This is a genomic window from Micromonospora sp. CA-111912 (genome assembly GCF_050948415.1).
In the GTDB taxonomy this organism is placed as follows: Bacteria; Actinomycetota; Actinomycetes; order Mycobacteriales; family Micromonosporaceae; genus Micromonospora.
Genome location: NZ_CP192007.1, coordinates 1,905,296 through 1,922,564 on the forward strand (window position 1 = coordinate 1,905,296; position 17,269 = coordinate 1,922,564).

A 17,269-nucleotide genomic window follows, 5' to 3' on the forward strand; every position below is an offset into this window, starting at 1 on the left:
CATCGATGGCACCGCTGGTGGCCGTACTGTCCCGTGTCGATGCGCGGACGGCAACAGTACGTTCGTATCCCAGGACGCGAGTCGACCGCGCGATCGCCCGCCTCACGTCCTTCGGGCCGGGTCGGTGGTGGCGGCGGGTCTTCCCAATGACGCGATCCGCTCGATACATTGTCGGATATCCATGGGAGCGCTCCCGTGCCCCCTTGGCCCCCACCACACCCGCCGCCGGTGGCGACGCCGACCCGAGCCCGACGCCCGTCCCGCGTCCGGTCGGCGCCGCCGGGGCGCCGTCCGTCAGGAGCCCGCACATGCGCCACCCGATCCGGCCCTCCCGGCCGCCGTCGCCCGCCGGGGACCCGCCGCGGCCCGCCCGCCGCAGTCGACCCTGGCTGCGGCGCCTGCTCGCCGCCGGTGCCGCCCTGGCCGCCGGCCTCGCCGCGGGCGTCGCCGCGCCGCAGGCCGCCCCCGTCGCCGCCGCGCCCGCCTTCAACTACGCCGAGGCGTTGCAGAAGTCGCTGTTCTTCTACGAGGCCCAGCAGTCCGGGAGGAAGCCGGCCTGGAACCGGGTCTCCTGGCGCGGCGACTCCGCGCTCACCGACGGCTCCGACGTCGGCGTGGACCTCACCGGCGGCTGGTACGACGCCGGCGACCACGTGAAGTTCGGCTTCCCGATGGCGTTCAGCGCGACGATGCTGGCCTGGGGCGCGGTCGAGTACCGCGCCGGGTACACCGCGTCCGGGCAGCTCACCCAGCTGCTGAACAACCTGCGCTTCGTCAACGACTACTTCGTCAAGGCGCACCCCGCACCGAACGTCCTCTACGGGCAGGTCGGCAAGGGCGACGACGACCACAAGTGGTGGGGACCGGCCGAGGTGATGCCGATGGCGCGGCCCGCGTACAAGATCGATGCGAGCTGCGGCGGCGCGGACCTGGCGGGGGAGACGGCAGCCGCGATGGCCGCGTCGTCGATGGTGTTCCGGCCCACCGACGCCGCCTACGCCGACAAGCTGCTCGGGCACGCGAGGCAGCTCTACACGTTCGCCGACACGGTGCGCAAGAACTACCACGAGTGCATCACCGACGCGACCAGCTTCTACCGCTCGTGGAGCGGGTACCAGGACGAGCTGGTCTGGGGCGCGATCTGGCTGCACCGGGCCACCGGCGAGGCCGGCTACCTGGCCAAGGCCGAGAGCGAGTACGACAAGCTCGGCACCGAGAACCAGACCACCACCCGGTCCTACAAGTGGACCATCGCCTGGGACAACAAGCAGTTCGGGGCGTACGTGCTGCTGGCCAACCTGACCGGCAAGCAGAAGTACGTCGACGACGCCAACCGCTGGCTGGACTGGTGGACCGTCGGGGTGAACGGGTCCAAGGTCAACTACTCGCCCGGCGGGATGGCGGTCCTCGACTCCTGGGGCGCGCTGCGGTACGCCGCGAACACCTCGTTCGCCGCGCTGGTCTACAGCGACCGGACCACCGACGCCACCCGCAAGGCGCGCTACCACGACTTCGCCGTACGGCAGATCAACTACGCGCTCGGCGACAACCCGCGCAGCTCCAGCTACGTGATCGGGTTCGGGGCCAACTCGCCGCGCAATCCGCACCACCGCACCGCCCACGGCTCCTGGTGGGACAGCCAGACCGTGCCCACCGAGACCCGGCACGTGCTCCACGGCGCGCTGGTCGGCGGCCCTTCGGCGGCCAACGACGCGTACACCGACAGCCGGTCCGACTACGTGATGAACGAGGTCGCCACCGACTACAACGCCGGCTTCACCTCCGCGCTCGCCCGGCTCTCCTCCGAGTACGGCGGCACCCCGCTCGCCGGCTTCCCGGGCACCTCGGCCCCGGACCTCGACGAGCTGACCGTGGAGACCACGGTGATGCAGGCCGAGCCCCGCGCCACCGGGCTGAAGGCGATCATCTACAACAAGTCGGCGTTCCCGGCGCGGGCGCTGACCAACGGCAAGTTCCGCTACTACTTCCGCCCCGACGGCACCGGCCCGGTGCAGGTCACCCCCGGCTACACCCAGGGCTGCCCGTCGCCGGCCACGGCCAAGCAGTACAGCGGCGACATCTGGTACGTCGAGGTGGACTGCACCGGACACACCATCGCCCCCGCCGGTCAGTCGCAACACCGGATGGAGGTCCAGTTCAAGGTCGGCGTGCCGGAGGGCGGCACCTGGGACCCGACCAACGACCCGTCGTACCAGGTGATTGCCGGGCCGAACCGCAAGGTGCCGCTGTACGCCGGGACCACCCGGGTCTGGGGCGAGGAGCCGACCTCGACGCCCACGGACACCACCCCGCCCAGCGCGCCCGGCGCCCCCGTCGCGTCCGCGCTCACCCCCACCTCGGTCACGCTGACCTGGCCCGCGTCCACCGACACCGGGGGCAGCGGCCTGGCCGGCTACGAGATCACCCAGGAGACGGTCGGCAGCGACGCGCTGGTGCTGCACCGCAGCGGCACCAACAGCCTGACCGTCTCGTCGCTCGCCCCGGCCCGGAACTACCGGTTCTGGGTGAACGCCCGCGACGGCGCCGGCAACCGCTCGACGTCCTCGCCGACGGTCCCGGTGGTCACCCCCGCCGGGGGCGGCCCGGACACCACCCCGCCGACCGCGCCCGGCACCCCGACCGCGTCGGCCGTCGGCCCGACCGGGCTCACCCTCGGCTGGGGGCCGTCCACCGACGACGTCGGCGTCACCGGCTACCGGGTCTACCGCAAGACGTGGCCGGTGGACACCGCGATCGCCACGGTCACCGGCACCAGCCACCCGGTCACCGGGCTGACCCCCGCCACCGCGTACGCGTTCTACGTCGTCGCGCTGGACGCCGCCGGCAACCCGTCGATCCCGTCGCCCACCGTCACGGTGACCACCACCGGGACGCCCACCCCCACGCCGACCCCGACCACGCCCACCGGGTCCTGCCGGGTCGGCTACGCGACCAGCGACTGGAGCACCGGGTTCACCGCCAACATCACGATCACCAACACCGGCACGACGGCGCTCACCGGCTGGACCCTGGCGTTCGCCTTCCCCAACGCCGGGCAGCAGGCGGGCCAGGCGTGGTCGGCGAACGTCACCCAGACCGGCACCGCCGTGACCGCCTCGAACCTCTCCTACAACGGGGCGCTCGCACCGGGGGCGTCCACGAGCTTCGGCTTCAACGGCACCCACACCGGCACCAACCCGAAGCCCACCGCGTTCACCCTGAACGGCTCCCCCTGCACGATCGCCTGACCCCGCGTTGTTGAAATCTTGGACGGTTCCCGCCCCCACGGGACTATTCAGTCCCACGGGACGGGAACCGTCCAAGATTCATGTTCCGGGGTGCCAGCCCGCCGCCAGCAGGGCGCGGTGGAGGGTGTCCGCGACCTTGTCGGGGCGGGCGCGGACGAGCCAGGCGGGGAAGCGCAGGATCCGGTCGCCCGCCGTCCACGTGCACCCCCCACTCCCGCCAGTACGCGTCCAGCCAGCGGGTTCGCCCGCCCGCGTCGGTGCGCCGGTGTTGGAGATCCGGCCGGGGCAGGCCGTGTCGCCGGCACAGCCGCAGGAAGTCGATCTCCGACAGTGCCTCCGCGCCCCCCGGCGATGTCGTCGACGGCCCGGTGGACGAGGTGACGCCGGTGGGCCCGGGGGAGTGCGTCGACCACCGCCCGGATCTCCTCCGGTGTCACCCGCCGCTGCTGACAGCCGGCGGCCAGCACCGCTTGGGCCTCGTCGACGGTGCGCGCCCAGCCGGCGGCGTCGACCAGGGCGCGGGCCGTCGTCGTCCGGGGCGGCCGGGCGATCTGGAGATGCGCCCGCGGCAGCACCGACGTGCGGTGCACCACCACCGCCACCATGTCGACCGGCAGCCGCCGCAGCACCGTCCGGCCGGCCCGGCGGGTCGCCGGCACCAGGACGTGCAGCGGCTCCCGTCGCAGCCCCCGCACACCGGCTTCGGCCGCCGCGGTGGCCCCGGCCAGCACCGCGCGGGGGCCGGTGGCGAGCACCGCCACCCACAGTTGCTGGTCCCGGGTCAGCCGGCCGTTGCCGGTGAGCAGGACACCCCGGCAGACCGAGCGCCACCGGCCGGATCGCACCCGTCCCCGGACGACGCCGGGACCGAGCAGGCACGTCGCCTGGGCGGTGGTGAGGACGCCGGACTGTGCGAACGCCAGCCAGCCGAGCGGGTCCTCGCGGTCGTCGGAAAACGTGGACACCATCCCATGACCCTGCCCACCCAGCGCTCACCCGTCTGCCCCGTCCGGCCGTGCGGGGTGTACCCGTCCGGACCTTGGACACCTACCGTCGCCGGGGAACAGCAGGTGTCCAAGATTCGGCGTGTTTCCGGGGCGTCCGGGATCAGTCGGCCAGGTCGCCGGCGAGGAGGTCCATCAGCAGGCCGTCGTGCCAGCGGCCGTCCTCGCCGCGCTCGTAGCGGCGCAGCACCCCGACCGGGCGGAAGCCCACCTTCGCGTACGCGCGGATCGCGGGGGTGTTGGCCGCCGCCGGGTCGATGGTGAGCCGGTGGTGGCCGTGGTCGTCGATCAAATGCCGGGCCAGGGTGCGGACGGCGTCCCCGCCCAGCCCGCTGCCGCGTACCTCCGGGTCGAGGAAGAGGTCGAGGCTGGCGTGCCGGTAGTCGGGGTCGCTCTCGGCGTACCACTGGATGGCGCCGACGACCCGGCCGTCGTGCTCGATCGCGTACACGGTCAGCACGTCGTCGGCCAGGTCGGCGCGCACGGCCCCGGTCAGGTCGTCGCCGCCGCGCCACCAGCGCCGCACCTCGGGCGTGGACCGGATCGCCGCGAGGACCGGCACGTCGGCGTCCGTCGCCGGTCGAAGCGTGACCGCCCTGCCCCTCAGCGTCGGCATCGCGCTCAGCCCCGCAGCTCGCCGTGCTCGACGCAGACCGCCGCCCAACCCACCGGCAGCACCTGCACCTTCATCCGCCGTCGGCAGTGCGCGCAGAACCGGGGCGGCTCCAGCTCGCGCGCCGCCCGGCACGCCGGGTGACCCCCGGCGTCCGCCGGCTCCCCGCACCGGTCGCACCACACCCGCGTCGTGGTCATCGGCGTCGGCATCACAGCGTCGCGGAGAGGGCCTTGACCGGCATCTTCAGGTCGTCCAGCAGCGCCAGGTCGTCGGTCGCCGGCCGGCCCAGTGTGGTCAGGTAGTTGCCGACGATGACCGCGTTGATGCCGCCGAGCAGGCCTTCCCGGGTGCCCAGGTCGCCGAGGGTGAGCTCCCGGCCGCCCGCGTACCGCAGGATGGTGCGCGGCATGGCCAGCCGGAACGCGGCGATGGCGCGCAGCGCGTCCTTGCCCTCGACCACCGGACGGTCGCCCAGCGGGGTGCCCGGGCGCGGGTTGAGGAAGTTCAGCGGGACCTCGTGCGGGTCCAGCGCGGCGAGCTGCGCGGCGAACTCCGCGCGCTGCTCCACCGTCTCGCCGAGGCCGAGGATGCCGCCGCAGCAGACCTCCATGCCGGACTCGCGGACCATCCTCAGCGTCTCCCACCGCTCCTCCCAGGAGTGGGTGGTGACGACGTTCGGGAAGTAGGAGCGGCAGGTCTCCAGGTTGTGGTTGTAGCGGTGCACGCCCATGTCGACCAGCTCGTCGACCTGCTCCTGGCTCAGCATGCCGAGCGACGCGGCGACCTGGATGTCGACCTCGGCCCTGATCGCGGCGACGCCCTCGCGCAGCTGCTTCATCAGCCGGGCGTCGGGGCCACGAACGGCGGCCACGATGCAGAACTCGGTCGCCCCGGTCGCCGCGGTCTGCTTCGCCGCCTTCACCAGGGAGGGGATGTCCAGCAGGACCGAGCGGACCGGCGAGGTGAACAGGCCGGACTGCGAGCAGAAGTGGCAGTCCTCCGGGCAGCCGCCGGTCTTCAGCGAGACGATGCCCTCGACCTCGACCTCCGGCCCGCACCAGCGCATCCGCACCTCGTGCGCGAGCTGGAGGGCGGCGGGGAGGTGCTCGTCGGGCAGGTTCAGCACGGCGAGGACACCGGCCTCGTCGAGGCCGACGCCGTTCTCCAGCACCTGCTCTCGGGCCTGGTCGAGGATCTCTGGCATGGCTCGTACCCTACAAGGCCACCCCGACCCGGAGAAGCGCCGAGCACGCCCAGGTGGCCCCCGGCCACCCCCTGCCCGCTTCCGTACGTCCCCCGCTCGGGACCACTGGCGGTCCCGCGTGCCGGGGCCGCGCCACGCCGGGCCGAGGGCCGCGGGTGGTAGCTTCGCCCGGGCGTAGGCGGCCGTGGCGGACGGCCGGGATCGGCGGACGTGGGGAGCGTGGCGTGGCGGACTGGCTGGCGGTGCTGCACCGCCGTGCCGAGCTGCGGGCGAAGGCGGGACTGACCCGCCGGCTGCGCCCCCGGGCCGCCGGCGACGCCGTGGTCGACCTCGCCGGCAACGACTACCTCGGCCTGGCCACCCACCCCGAGGTCACCGCCGCGGCCGGGCGGGCCCTCGCGGCGTACGGGCTGGGCGCGACCGGCTCCCGGCTGGTACGCGGGTCCACCGACGTCCACCACGGGCTGGAGGCCGCCCTCGCGGACTGGCTCGGCACCGACGGCAGCCTGGTCTTCTCCTCCGGTTACCTGGCCAACCTCGGCGCGGTCCGGGCGCTGGCGCAGCCGCGTACCCTGCTCGTCTCGGACGCCCACAACCACGCCTCGCTGATCGACGGCTGCCGGATCTCCGGCGCGGAGACCGTGGTCACCCCGCACGCCGACCCGGCGGCGGTGGCCGCCGCGCTGGTCGCCGCGCCCGGCCGCCCGGCCGTGGTGGTCACCGAGTCGGTCTTCTCCGTCGACGGCGACCTCGCCCCGCTGGCGGAGCTGCATGCCGTGGCCCGCCGGCACGGCGCCCTGCTGCTGGTCGACGACGCGCACGCGCTCGGCGTCACGGGCCCGGCCGGCGCGGGCGGGGTGGCCGCCGCCGGGCTGGCCGGCGAGCCGGACGTGGTGGTCACCGCGACCCTGTCCAAGGCGCTGGGCGGCGCGGGGGGCGTGGTCGCCGGGCCGGCCGAGTTCGTCCGGCACCTGGTGGAGACCGGCCGGACCTTCATCTTCGACACCGCCCTGCCGCCGGCCGTGGCCGCCGGGGTCCGTGCCGCGCTGGACCTGGCCCGCGCCGGCGACGACCTGCGCGCCGAGCTGGCCGAGCGGGCCGCGGAGGCCGTACGCCGGCTGCGCGCCGCCGGGCTGACCGTCTCCGCCCCGGACGCCGCCGTGGTGTCGGTGACCGCCCCGGGCCCGGAGGCGGCGACCGCCTGGGCCGCCGACTGCGCCGCCCGGGGGGTGGCCGTCGGCTGCTTCCGCCCGCCGTCCACCCCGGACAGCCGGTCCCGGCTGCGGCTGACGATCAGCGCCGGGGTGCCCCGGGCGGACTTCGAGCGGGCCCTCGACGTGATCGTGGAGTGCGCTCCGTGACTGGTGGAGGTGACGTCGTGAGCGGGGCGTGGACCGGGCCGGTGCTGGTCACCGGCACCGACACCGGGGTCGGCAAGACGGTGGTGACCGCGGCGGTGACGGCCGCCGCGCAGGCCGCCGGCCTGCGGGTCGCCGTGGTCAAGCCCGGTCAGACGGGTACGGCCACCGGCGAACCGGGCGACGTCGACTCGGTGACCCGGCTGGCCGCCCCGCTCACCGGCCGGACCCTGGCCAGCTACCCCGACCCGCTCGCCCCGCTCGCCGCCGCCCGGGTGGCGCGGCTGGAGCCGCTGGAGCTGTACGACGTCGTCGACGCCGTCCGTGAGGAGGCCGACAAGCACGACCTGGTGCTGATCGAGGGGGCCGGCGGGCTGCTCGTACCGATGGGGCTGCGTCCCTCGGGGGAGCCCTGGACGGTGGCCGACCTGGCGGTGGCGCTCGACGCCCCCGCCGTGGTGGTTGCCCGCGCCGGGCTGGGCACCCTCAACCACACCGCGCTGACCCTCGAGGCGCTCCAGCGGCGCGCGGTGCCGGCCGGAGTGGTGGTCGGCGCCTGGCCGGCGACGCCGGAGCTGGTGCACTGGGCGAACCTGACCGATCTGGTGCCCAACCTGTTCGGCGCGCTTCCTGCGGGCGCCGGGGCGATGGACCCGGGGGTGTTCCGCCGGTCCGCCCCGGGCTGGCTCACCCCGGCGCTGTACGGGGTGCTCGACGACTGGCGCGCCTGGGCCGAGGACAGCGGCTGAGCACCGGCCCGGCCGGCGTCCGTCGGGCGGCCACGAGCCGTCGGGCGGCCCTCTGACTTTCGTCGGTGTCCGGGCCCGACCAGCGTCGGTAGCCTGGCCGCCATGCGGTGGGGGCGGTGGGAGCGGTGGCGTGGCGGCGTCCGGGGCGGGCGGCGCGGGTTCCTGCGGGACGGGTTGCTCTGGGCGGTGGTCGCGGCGCCGATCGGCTTCGCCCGGCTCACGCCGCCGTACGACAGGCACACCGTCCCGCTCGGGCTCGGCGCCCTGCTGCTGCTCGCCGTCGCCGTCCGGCTGGGCCACCGCCGGCCGCTGCCCGCGCTGGTGCTGGTCGTGCTCGGTTCCCTGCTCGACGGCAACTTCGTCTTCGCCATCCCGGTGTTCAGCTACCTGGCCGGACGGCGCAGCACCGGCACGGCCCCCGCCGCGGCGGTGTTCGGGGTGATCGCCGCCGGCGGCACCATCCTGAACGTGGGACTGCTCGGCACCGGTGCCGCCACCTGGTTCCTGCTCGCCTCGGTGCTGCTCTTCGCCGGGGTGTTCCCGTGGCTGGTCGGCCGGTACCGGCGGCAGCAGCGGGAGCTGGTGGTGGCGGGGGACCGGCACGTCGAGGCGGTGGCCCGGGAGCGGCGCGGCGCGGCCGAGCGGATCCGGCTGCGGGAGCGGGCCCGGATCGCCCAGGAGATGCACGACTCCCTCGGCCACGAGCTGAGCCTGATCGCGCTGCGCGCCGCCGCCCTCGAACTCGCCGACGACCTGCCGGCCCGGCACCGGACGGCGGCCGGGGAGCTGCGTGCCAGCGTCGCCGGGGCCACCGAGCGGCTGCACGAGATCATCGGGGTGCTCCGGGAGGAGGGCGGTGGCCCGGCGTCCACCCTGCCGGCCGGGGAGAGCGTCGCGGAGCTGGTCGGCCGGGCCCGGGAGGCGGGGATGGCGGTGCGGCTGGACGGCGACCCCCTCGACCTGCCCGCGATGGCCGGGCACGCGGCGCACCGGGTGGTCCGGGAGGCGCTGACCAACGCCGCCCGGTACGCCCCCGGCGCGCCGGTCACCGTCACCCTGGCCCGCCTCGGCGGCCGGGTCGAGGTGGGCGTGGCCAACGCCCCGCCGCCGGCCGGCCCGCTGCCCGGCCCGCCGTCCAGCGGCTCGGGCCTGCTCGCCCTTCGGGAGCGGGTCCGCCTGGCCGGCGGCACGCTGACCGCAGGCCCGGGGGCGGCGGGCGGCTTCACGGTGCTGGCCCGCCTCCCGCTCGCGCCCACCCCGCCGCTCGACCCCCCACCGCCACAGCCGGTCGAGAGCCGGCCGGTGGAAGGGCGGTCGGCGGATGGACGGTCGGTCGAAGGGCGGTCGGCGGAGGCGGCGCGGCGGCTGCGCGAGGCCCGTCGCCGGGTCCGGCGGAGCCTGGTCGCGGCGCTCGGCGCCCCGGTGGTGCTCGGGCTGGTGCTGACCCTGGTCTACTACCCGTTCGCCACGGCGGGCGCGGTCCTCGACGCCGCGACCTTCGACCGGCTGCCGCTGGGCGCCGCCCGGCAGGAGCTGACCGGCCTGCCACGCCGCCAGGCGGAGCCGCCGGCCGGGGCGGGCCCCGGCTGCGAGTACTACACCGACGGCAACTTCCCGCTCGCGCAGGCCACCTGGCGGCTCTGCTTCTCGGACGGGCGACTCGTGGGCAAGGAGCGGATCGACCGATGACGGACCGATGGGACGACGTGCCGGGCGAAGCCCGGCCGGTGCGGGTGGTGCTCGCCGACGACGAGGCGATGATCCGGGCCGGGGTCCGGGCGATCCTCGGCGCGGACCTCGGCATCGAGGTGGTCGGCGAGGCCGGCGACGGCGCGGCGGCCGTCGAGCTGGTCCGGGCCCACCGGCCGGACGTGGCGCTGCTGGACATCCGGATGCCCCGCCTGGACGGGCTGGCCGCCGCCGCCGAGATCCGCCGGCTGGCGCCGGGCACGGCCACGGTCATGCTCACCACGTTCGGCGAGGACGACCACGTGGCCCGGGCGCTCGGGCACGGCGCGAGCGGTTTCCTGCTCAAGGCCGGCGACCCGCGGGAGCTGCTCGCCGGGGTGCGGGCGGTGGCTGGCGGCGGGGCGTACCTGTCGCCGCGGATCGCCCGTCGGGTGATCGAACTGAACGGGGCCCGGATGGCCCGCCGCCCGGCGGCCCGGGACCGCACCGCCGGGCTGACCGACCGGGAGCGGGAGGTGCTCGCCCTGGTCGGCGCGGGCCTGTCCAACGCCGAGATCGCCCGCCGCCTGCACCTCGTCGAGGGCACCGTGAAGAGCTATCTGACCAGCATCTTCACCCGCCTGGAGGTGCGCAACCGGGTGCAGGCGGCGATCCTCGCCCACGAGGCAGGCCTCGTCGAGACGTGATCCTCAGGCGTCGCGGTGGCGCAGGGCGGCCCGGCCGGCGGCCAGCGCGGCGGCGGCCCAGCCGGCGAGCAGCAGCAGCCCCACCACCGGCGGGTACGGGTCGGCGTCCCCGGCGAGGAAGTGGCCCCCGGCGACGCCCGGGAAGCCGTCGGCGATCCGGGTCAGCACGGCGATGCCCGGCTCCTGGAGCGACAGCGGCACGATCATCAGCACCGCGATCAGGACGATCACCGTCAGCACCGCGCTGCGCAGCACCGCGCCGAGGCCGAGCGCCAGCACCCCGACCAGCGCCAGGTAGGCCGCCGACGCCAGCACGTCGCGGACCGTGCCGCCGAGCGGGGCGTCGCCCCACTCGCCGAGCACCGCGCCGGCGACCAGCGCGCCGACCCCGCCGAGCAGCAGCCCCGCCCCGAAGGTCACCGCCCCGGTCACCGCGGCCTTCGCCAGCAGTACGCGACCGCGCGACGGCGTGCAGCGCAGGGTGGTCCGCAGCGTGCCGGCGCCGAACTCGGCGGTGATCGCGAGCAGACCGATGGCCAGCACGGCGTACTGGGTGAGTTCCAGGGAGCCGATGACGACGCTGCCGACGGTGACGATCCCCCGGTCGTCGGCCGGGTCGTCGTTGGTGTTGGCGTTGGCGGCGTAGATGGCGAGCTGGCCGGCGGCGGCGGCCGTCAGCAGGACCGCCGACAACAGCGTCCACCAGGTGGACCGCACCGACCACAGCTTGGTCCACTCGGCGGCGACCGCCCCGGCGAACGGGCCGACAGTCGGAGCGGTACGGGTGGCGGGCTGCGCGTTCATCGGGCCTCGATCCGGTGGTGGGTGGTGGGGGAGTCGGCCGGGGTGGCGGCGTACTCGACGCTGCCGTCGGTGAGCGCCATGAACGCCTGCTCCAGCGACGCGGCCACCGGGGTCAGCTCGTGCAGGGCCACCCCCAGCTCGTACGCGAGGTCGCCGACCCGGTCGGCGGTCAGCCCGGTGACGGTCAGCCCGTGCGGTCCGTCGGCCTCGACGACGCCTCCGTCGCCGGCCAGCCGCCCGGCCAGCGCCGCCAGGCCGGCCGGCTGCGGGCCGCGTACCCGCACCGAGGCGGCGGCGGAGCCGCCCGCGATCACCTCGGCGGTGGGCGCGTCGGCGATGAGCCGGCCCCGGCCGATCACCACGAGGTGGTCGGCGGTCTGCTGCATCTCGCTCATCAGGTGGCTGGAGACCAGCACCGTCCGGCCCTGCGCGGCGAGCGAGCGGGTGAGCTGCCGGATCCAGCGCACCCCGTCCGGGTCGAGGCCGTTGACCGGCTCGTCGAACAGCAGGACGGGCGGGTCGCCGAGCAGCGCCCCGGCGATGCCGAGCCGCTGGCCCATGCCGAGGGAGAGGGTCCTGCCGGGCTTCGCGGCGGCCCGGTCGTCCAGGCCGACCAGGGCCAGCACCTCGTCGACCCGGCGGCGGCCGATGCCGTTGCTGCGCGCGGTGGCCAGCAGGTGGGCACGCCCGGGCCGGGCGGGGTGGATCGCCCCGGCGTCCAGCAGCGCGCCGACGGTGTGCAGCGGGTGCCGCAGCTCCCGGTACGGCCGGCCGTCGATCAGGGCGCGGCCGGCGGTGGGCCGGTCCAGGCCGAGGATCATCCGCATGGTGGTGGACTTGCCCGCGCCGTTCGGGCCGAGGAACCCGGTGACCCGGCCGGGTGCGATGTCGACGGTCAGGTCGTCGACGGCGGTCGTGGGGCCGAACCGCTTCGTCAGGCCACGTAGTGTGATCATGGATCGACGGTAGGGATCCGGGCGGCCCGCCCGCTGCTGTCGATCGGCGACGACCCACCCCCACCTTCGTCAGGTCCGCCGCGCCGGCTTCCGGTCGTCCGCCGGCCAGCCCGGTGCGCCGGTGAGGCGGCTCGCGAGGGCGGTCAGGGGCGGGCGACCACGAAGGCGTCCGGCATTCGGAAGGTCAGGTTGTCCGGGTACCAGGGCGGGCGGACGACGCGTACCCCGTCGAGCAGCGGCGCGGCCTCGGCGACCACCACGGCGGCCTCCAGCCGGGCCAACTGGGCGCCGACGCAGCGGTGCGCCCCCGCCCCGAACGCCAGGTGCCGGCGGGAGCCGCGCTGCCCCGGGCGGAACTCGTCCGGGGCCGCCACCACGTCGGGGTCCCGGCCGGCGCGGGCCAGCCAGAGCACCACGCCGGTCCCCGCCGGCACCGCCGTCCCGCCCAGCGTGGCGTCCACGGCCGCCACCCGCCGCCAGGTGACGATGGGCGGCTCCAGCCGCAGGCCCTCCTCGACCACGTCGGCGACCGCGAGGCTGCCGTCGCGCAGCCCGGCGCGCACCGTCGGCTCGCCGGTCAGCCGGTGCAGCAGCAGGGTGAGGAACTGCGAGGTGGTCTCCTGGCCGGCGACCAGCAGGAAGAACAACGCCCCGACGACCACGTCGGGCGAGTGCCCGGCGGCCCGCAGCCGGGCGGCGAGGCCACCCCCGGTGGCGGCGAACCCCCGCAGCACGGTGTGGAAGCGGCCCACCTCGGCGGCGAGCGCCCGCTGCCGCGCCTCGTCGAGCGGGGCCCAGAACAGCTCCAGCGCCGCGCGGGCGAACTCCTTCACCGCGCCGACCGGGGCGTCCGGCAGCTCGACCAGCCGGGCCAGCACCAGCAGCGGCAGGTCCGCGGCGAGGTCGGCGTACAGGTCGACCGGTACGCCCGCGTCGAGCGTCGCGCGCAGCCGGGCCACCCGCTCGCGGACCAGGCCGGTCAGCCAGGGCCGCTGCGCGGCGACCCGGGTCGGGTGCAGCGCGTCGGCGACGATGCCGCGGATCTCCGGGTGGCTCGCCCCGCCGTTGTTCGCCAGGGTCGGCGGCAGCCTGAACTGGTGCCCGGCGAGCACCCGAAGGGCGGCCACCGGCAGCGGGGTGACCGCGTCCAGGGCGTTGTCGGGCCGGAAGGTCACCGGGTCGGCGAGCACCTGGCGGACCAGCGCGTGCCGGGTCACCACCAGGTGTCCGACGCCGACGTGGTCGACGACCGTCGCCACGTCCGGCCACCGCCCGCCGACGGCGTCCCCCCACCCCCGGAACAGCACGACGTCAACCTAGCGGGCGGCTCCCGGGGGCGCCGGGTCCAGCTCCCACACGGTGGTGCGCTTCACCCGTACGCTCTCCAGCGCCTCCGGCACCGGCACGTCGTAGACGGCCAGCTCGCGGAACCGCTCCCGGGGCAGGAACGCCCGGCCCGGGTCGCCGACCAGCACCAGGGCGCCGGCCCGGGCGGCCCGGAGCAGGAAGCGCAGCATCCGCCGGGCCATCGCCTCGCTGTAGAAGACGTCCCCGGCGAGCACCACCTCGGCGTCGGCGGCGTCGCCGTCGAGGATGTCGCCCAGCTCGGCGTCGACGCGTACCCCGTTGGCCTTGGCGTTGAGGGCGACTGCGGCCACTGCGCGCTCGTCGACCTCGACGGCGCGCACGGCCGCCGCGCCGGCCCGGGCGGCGGCGATGGCGACCAGGCCGGAGCCGGACGCGAGGTCGAGCACCCGGCGGCCGGCGACCAGCTCGGGGTGGTCGGTGACGTACCGGGCGAGTCCCTGCCCGCCGGCCCAGGCGAACGCCCAGAACGGCGGCGGCTGGGAGCTGCGGAACTCGCCCTCGGTGAGCTCCCACAGCCCGATCGGCTCGTCGGCCTGGTGCAGGCGGACCTCGGGGACGAAGGTCACCGGGGCGAGCCGCGCGTGCAGCTTCACGAAGGCTGTGGAGAGTTCGGACACGCGCCGATTCTCCCGGCCGGCCCGGCCGCCCGTCGACGTGGGGCCGCGATCGACCAATATAACTACAGGCATCGACTTTACAAAAACTCCTCCCTTGTAAAACGCGGTGACCCGTGCCACAGTCGGGGCGTACCCGGGAGATCGGAGGTCGGCGATGGCCGCGCGTGCCGAATCGACAGTCCCGTCCGAAGCACCAGCCCTTTCCGGCACCTGGCGCGACCCGCGCAGGCCGCTCTGGCCGCTCGCGCTGGTGGTGCCGGCGCTGCCTTTCCTGGCCTGGCTGACCTGGCGAGGCGGGGCGGGGTCGTGGGCCTGGTGGCTCACCCCGGTGGCGGTCTTCGGCGTGATCCCCGTGGTCGACCTGCTGATCGGCGACGACCGGCGCAACCCGCCGGAGGAGGCGGTGCCGAACCTGGCGCGGGACGGCTACTACCGTTGGCTCACCTACCTCTACCTTCCCGCCCAGTACGGCGGACTGGTTCTCGGCTGCGCGCTCTGGGCCTCGGGCGACCTGCACCCGCTCGGCGCGGCCGGGCTGGTCGCCACCCTTGGCGTGGTCGACGGCATCGCCATCAACACCGCCCACGAGTTGGGTCACAAGCGGGAGCGGCTGGAGCGCTGGCTGTCCAAGGTGGCCCTCGCCCCGACCGGGTACGGGCACTTCCACGTCGAGCACAACCGGGGCCACCACGTCCGGGTCGCCACCCCGCCGGACCCGGCCAGCTCCCGGCTCGGGGAGAGCTTCTACGCGTTCTGGCCGCGTACCGTCTGGGGCGGCCTGCGGTCGGCCTGGCGGCTGGAGACGGCCCGGTTCCGCATCCGGGGCCGCAGCCCGTGGACGTACCGCAACGACATCCTCAACGCCTGGGCGATGACCGTCGTCCTGTTCGCCGTCCTGGTCGCCGCGTTCGGGCCGGGCGTGCTGCCCTTCCTGCTGCTTCAGGGCGTCTTCGGGTTCTCCCTGCTGGAGGTGGTCAACTATCTGGAGCACTACGGCCTGGCTCGGCGGCACACCCGGGCCGGCCGGTACGAGAAGGTCGACCCCCGGCACAGCTGGAACAGCGACCGTACGGTCACCAACGTCTTCCTCTTCCAGCTCCAGCGGCACAGCGACCACCACGCCAACCCGCTGCGCCGCTACCAGACGCTGCGCAGCTTCAGCTCTTCGCCGCAGCTTCCCGCCGGGTACGCCACCATGATCGTCGCCGCCCTGCTGCCGCCCGTGTGGCGGCGGGTGATGGACCGCCGGGTGCTCGCCCACTACGGCGGCGAACTGGACCTGGCCAACGTCCACCCGCCGGCCCGGGCCCGGCTGCGGAAACGCCTGGGCCAGCCGGCACCCGGCACCCCCGCGCAGACTTCCGGCTGACCCCCGTGTCGCGCTGCGCAGGCGGTGGCTTCGGTGGGCGGGAGGCGGTCTGGTGCGGTCAGCCCACGCCGTCGGGCTGTGGTTGGGGCTGCTCGGCCCGGCGGGAACGCTCCTGTGCCGGGGCGGACCAGTCGAGCTGGGCCGGATCCAGCCCCAGCTCGCGGGAGGTCGCCAGCCGGATCCACTCGGCGAACTGGCGGCGGGAGATCACCCGTTCGTGGACCGCGAACTGAACGGCGAGGCCGTCCATCACCGCGTTGATCCGCCAGGCCGCGCCGGCCGGGTCGGCGCACTCGAAGATGCCCTCGCGCACCCCGTCGCTGATCACCGCTGCGAGATCCTCCCGCCAGCGCAGGTCCAGCCGGCGGGAGAGCTTCTCCAGCTCCGGGGTACGCAGGGACTCCGACCAACCGTCGATCCACATCGGCCAGGAGGTCGACCGGCCGGTCGGGGTGTAGAGCTTGAGCATCCTGCGGAGCTTGACCAGGGGGGAGCCGGACGACCGGACCACGGCGTCGAGCCGGGCGAGGTCCTGTTCCACCGCGTACTCGAAGGCCTGGGCGAGGAGCCGTTCCTTGGTGGCGAAGTGGTAGAAAACCAGTGCCTGGCTGACCCCGGCGGCCTGCGCCACGTCGGCCGTGCGGGTGTTGGCCAGCCCTCGTTCCGTGATCACGTCACAGGCCGTGCGCAACAGGGCATCCAGGCGGATCTCGGCGGCACGTCTCGTCACGCCGCTACCGTAACCTATCCGTTCGTGCACAAACAGTTACCGCTGCGGCTGATTCACACCAAGAGAGTCGGAAGACGGACAGTTTTTCCCTCTTGCCAGGCATGCCCCGAGTGCTCCTATCCAGGTTCCTAGGAAGCTTGCGCACCGAGTTCCTCACCTCACCACCCGCACGCTGTCCCCTCGAGCTGGGGTGAGCGCAGTTTCTGGGATTTAGTGGCCTCGGCGAGCTGCGAGGCCACTAAATCCCAGAAACTGCGTCGGGGGTGGCGCGGGTGGCGCGGGGGCGCTGGGGGTGGCTCGGTGAGGGCGGGGCGCGCCGGGGCTGGCCCCGAGTTGGCAACCGTTCCCGGACTCGGCTAAAGTTCTCATCCGTCACCGGTTAACGCCGGAGACAAGCGGACGTAGCGCAGCTGGTAGCGCATCACCTTGCCAAGGTGAGGGTCGCGGGTTCGAATCCCGTCGTCCGCTCGGAGCTGCCACCATGCATGTCGGAGGCACCTCGGTGGAGTGGCCGAGAGGCGAGGCAACGGCCTGCAAAGCCGTGTACACGGGTTCAAATCCCGTCTCCACCTCGGCAAGTTGCGAGGGCGATTGGCGCAGTGGGAGCGCGCTTCCTTGACACGGAAGAGGTCACTGGTTCAAACCCAGTATCGCCCACCAGTAGTTGACAGGCTGTACGACCCGTTACCGGAGTTCCGGTAACGGGTCGTTTGCTGTCCGGCCCCGTGTGCCGCTGTCAGTGCCGCAAGATCCTCGACGCTTCGCGAAGCCGGTGGGCGCCGCACCCGCCGTGCCGGTCGACCGGCCGCGTGGGGACGACCACCCCGGGACCGGGTGGCGGGGCTGTTCAGCCGGATACCGGCAGCGGTTG

At 74.8% G+C, this 17,269-nt stretch carries 15 protein-coding genes and 3 tRNA genes; 9 read left to right on the top strand and 9 right to left on the bottom strand.

All coding sequences use genetic code 11. The annotated features are described in order from the left end of the window. Positions 1–308: 308 nt before the first annotated feature. On the top strand, positions 309–3,248 hold the full coding sequence (locus tag ACQPZO_RS08725; protein ID WP_433348640.1) for a glycoside hydrolase family 9 protein: 2,940 nt from the start codon (positions 309–311) through the stop codon (positions 3,246–3,248). Positions 3,249–3,295: 47 nt separating this feature from the next. On the opposite strand, the gene ACQPZO_RS08730 is transcribed toward ACQPZO_RS08725, so the two are convergent. The 4 genes from ACQPZO_RS08730 to bioB all read right to left on the bottom strand — a co-directional run bounded on the left by ACQPZO_RS08730 (position 3,296) and on the right by bioB (position 6,072). Next, positions 3,296–4,216, bottom strand: coding sequence for a hypothetical protein (locus ACQPZO_RS08730; RefSeq protein ID WP_433348642.1), 921 nt, complete (start codon positions 4,214–4,216; stop codon positions 3,296–3,298). Between the two features lie 139 nt (positions 4,217–4,355). Then, positions 4,356–4,868: a GNAT family N-acetyltransferase gene (locus ACQPZO_RS08735; RefSeq protein WP_350885698.1), complete on the bottom strand. Its 513-nt coding sequence runs from the start codon at positions 4,866–4,868 to the stop codon at positions 4,356–4,358. Positions 4,869–4,873: 5 nt separating this feature from the next. Next, entirely contained in the window at positions 4,874–5,080 is a 207-nt protein-coding gene (locus ACQPZO_RS08740) for a hypothetical protein (RefSeq protein WP_433348644.1), read from the bottom strand. Continuing rightward, complete coding sequence (gene bioB, locus ACQPZO_RS08745; protein WP_433348646.1) at positions 5,077–6,072, bottom strand: biotin synthase BioB; 996 nt, start codon at positions 6,070–6,072, stop codon at positions 5,077–5,079. Before bioB ends, ACQPZO_RS08740 begins: the two co-directional genes overlap by 4 nt. A gap of 224 nt (positions 6,073–6,296) precedes the next feature. Between bioB and ACQPZO_RS08750 the strand changes: the two genes are divergently transcribed. From ACQPZO_RS08750 to ACQPZO_RS08765, 4 genes are all read left to right on the top strand, one after another. After that, positions 6,297–7,433, top strand: a complete 1,137-nt coding sequence (locus tag ACQPZO_RS08750) for an 8-amino-7-oxononanoate synthase (protein WP_433348648.1) — start codon at positions 6,297–6,299, stop codon at positions 7,431–7,433. Between the two features lie 41 nt (positions 7,434–7,474). Then, the gene (bioD, locus tag ACQPZO_RS08755; RefSeq protein ID WP_433350891.1) at positions 7,475–8,179 is read left to right on the top strand and encodes a dethiobiotin synthase; all 705 of its coding nucleotides are present in this window, start codon (positions 7,475–7,477) and stop codon (positions 8,177–8,179) included. Positions 8,180–8,281: 102 nt separating this feature from the next. After that, entirely contained in the window at positions 8,282–9,868 is a 1,587-nt protein-coding gene (locus tag ACQPZO_RS08760) for a sensor histidine kinase (protein ID WP_433348650.1), read from the top strand. Then, entirely contained in the window at positions 9,865–10,554 is a 690-nt protein-coding gene (locus tag ACQPZO_RS08765) for a response regulator transcription factor (protein WP_433348652.1), read from the top strand. Before ACQPZO_RS08760 ends, ACQPZO_RS08765 begins: the two co-directional genes overlap by 4 nt. Positions 10,555–10,557: 3 nt before the next feature. Here ACQPZO_RS08765 and ACQPZO_RS08770 read toward each other — a convergent pair whose 3' ends face one another. From ACQPZO_RS08770 to ACQPZO_RS08785, 4 genes are all read right to left on the bottom strand, one after another. Beyond that, complete coding sequence (locus ACQPZO_RS08770; RefSeq protein WP_433348654.1) at positions 10,558–11,358, bottom strand: ABC transporter permease; 801 nt, start codon at positions 11,356–11,358, stop codon at positions 10,558–10,560. Further along, positions 11,355–12,314, bottom strand: coding sequence for an ABC transporter ATP-binding protein (locus tag ACQPZO_RS08775; protein ID WP_433348656.1), 960 nt, complete (start codon positions 12,312–12,314; stop codon positions 11,355–11,357). The genes ACQPZO_RS08770 and ACQPZO_RS08775 overlap by 4 nt, the downstream gene beginning before the upstream one ends. Positions 12,315–12,457: 143 nt before the next feature. Continuing rightward, positions 12,458–13,621, bottom strand: coding sequence for a cytochrome P450 (locus ACQPZO_RS08780; protein ID WP_433348658.1), 1,164 nt, complete (start codon positions 13,619–13,621; stop codon positions 12,458–12,460). A gap of 9 nt (positions 13,622–13,630) precedes the next feature. Then, on the bottom strand, positions 13,631–14,299 hold the full coding sequence (locus ACQPZO_RS08785; protein WP_433348660.1) for a class I SAM-dependent methyltransferase: 669 nt from the start codon (positions 14,297–14,299) through the stop codon (positions 13,631–13,633). A gap of 154 nt (positions 14,300–14,453) precedes the next feature. Between ACQPZO_RS08785 and ACQPZO_RS08790 the strand changes: the two genes are divergently transcribed. Next, entirely contained in the window at positions 14,454–15,668 is a 1,215-nt protein-coding gene (locus ACQPZO_RS08790; RefSeq protein WP_433348661.1) for an alkane 1-monooxygenase, read from the top strand. A 58-nt stretch (positions 15,669–15,726) separates the two neighbouring features. On the opposite strand, the gene ACQPZO_RS08795 is transcribed toward ACQPZO_RS08790, so the two are convergent. Next, positions 15,727–16,398, bottom strand: a complete 672-nt coding sequence (locus tag ACQPZO_RS08795; RefSeq protein ID WP_433348663.1) for a TetR/AcrR family transcriptional regulator — start codon at positions 16,396–16,398, stop codon at positions 15,727–15,729. A gap of 395 nt (positions 16,399–16,793) precedes the next feature. Between ACQPZO_RS08795 and ACQPZO_RS08800 the strand changes: the two genes are divergently transcribed. The 3 genes from ACQPZO_RS08800 (at position 16,794) to ACQPZO_RS08810 (ending at position 17,058) form a co-directional block, all read left to right on the top strand. Beyond that, positions 16,794–16,866, top strand: a tRNA-Gly gene (locus tag ACQPZO_RS08800). A gap of 33 nt (positions 16,867–16,899) precedes the next feature. Continuing rightward, positions 16,900–16,970 (top strand) — tRNA-Cys (locus ACQPZO_RS08805). Between the two features lie 13 nt (positions 16,971–16,983). Then, a tRNA-Val gene (locus tag ACQPZO_RS08810) sits at positions 16,984–17,058 on the top strand. Positions 17,059–17,269 lie beyond the last annotated feature (211 nt).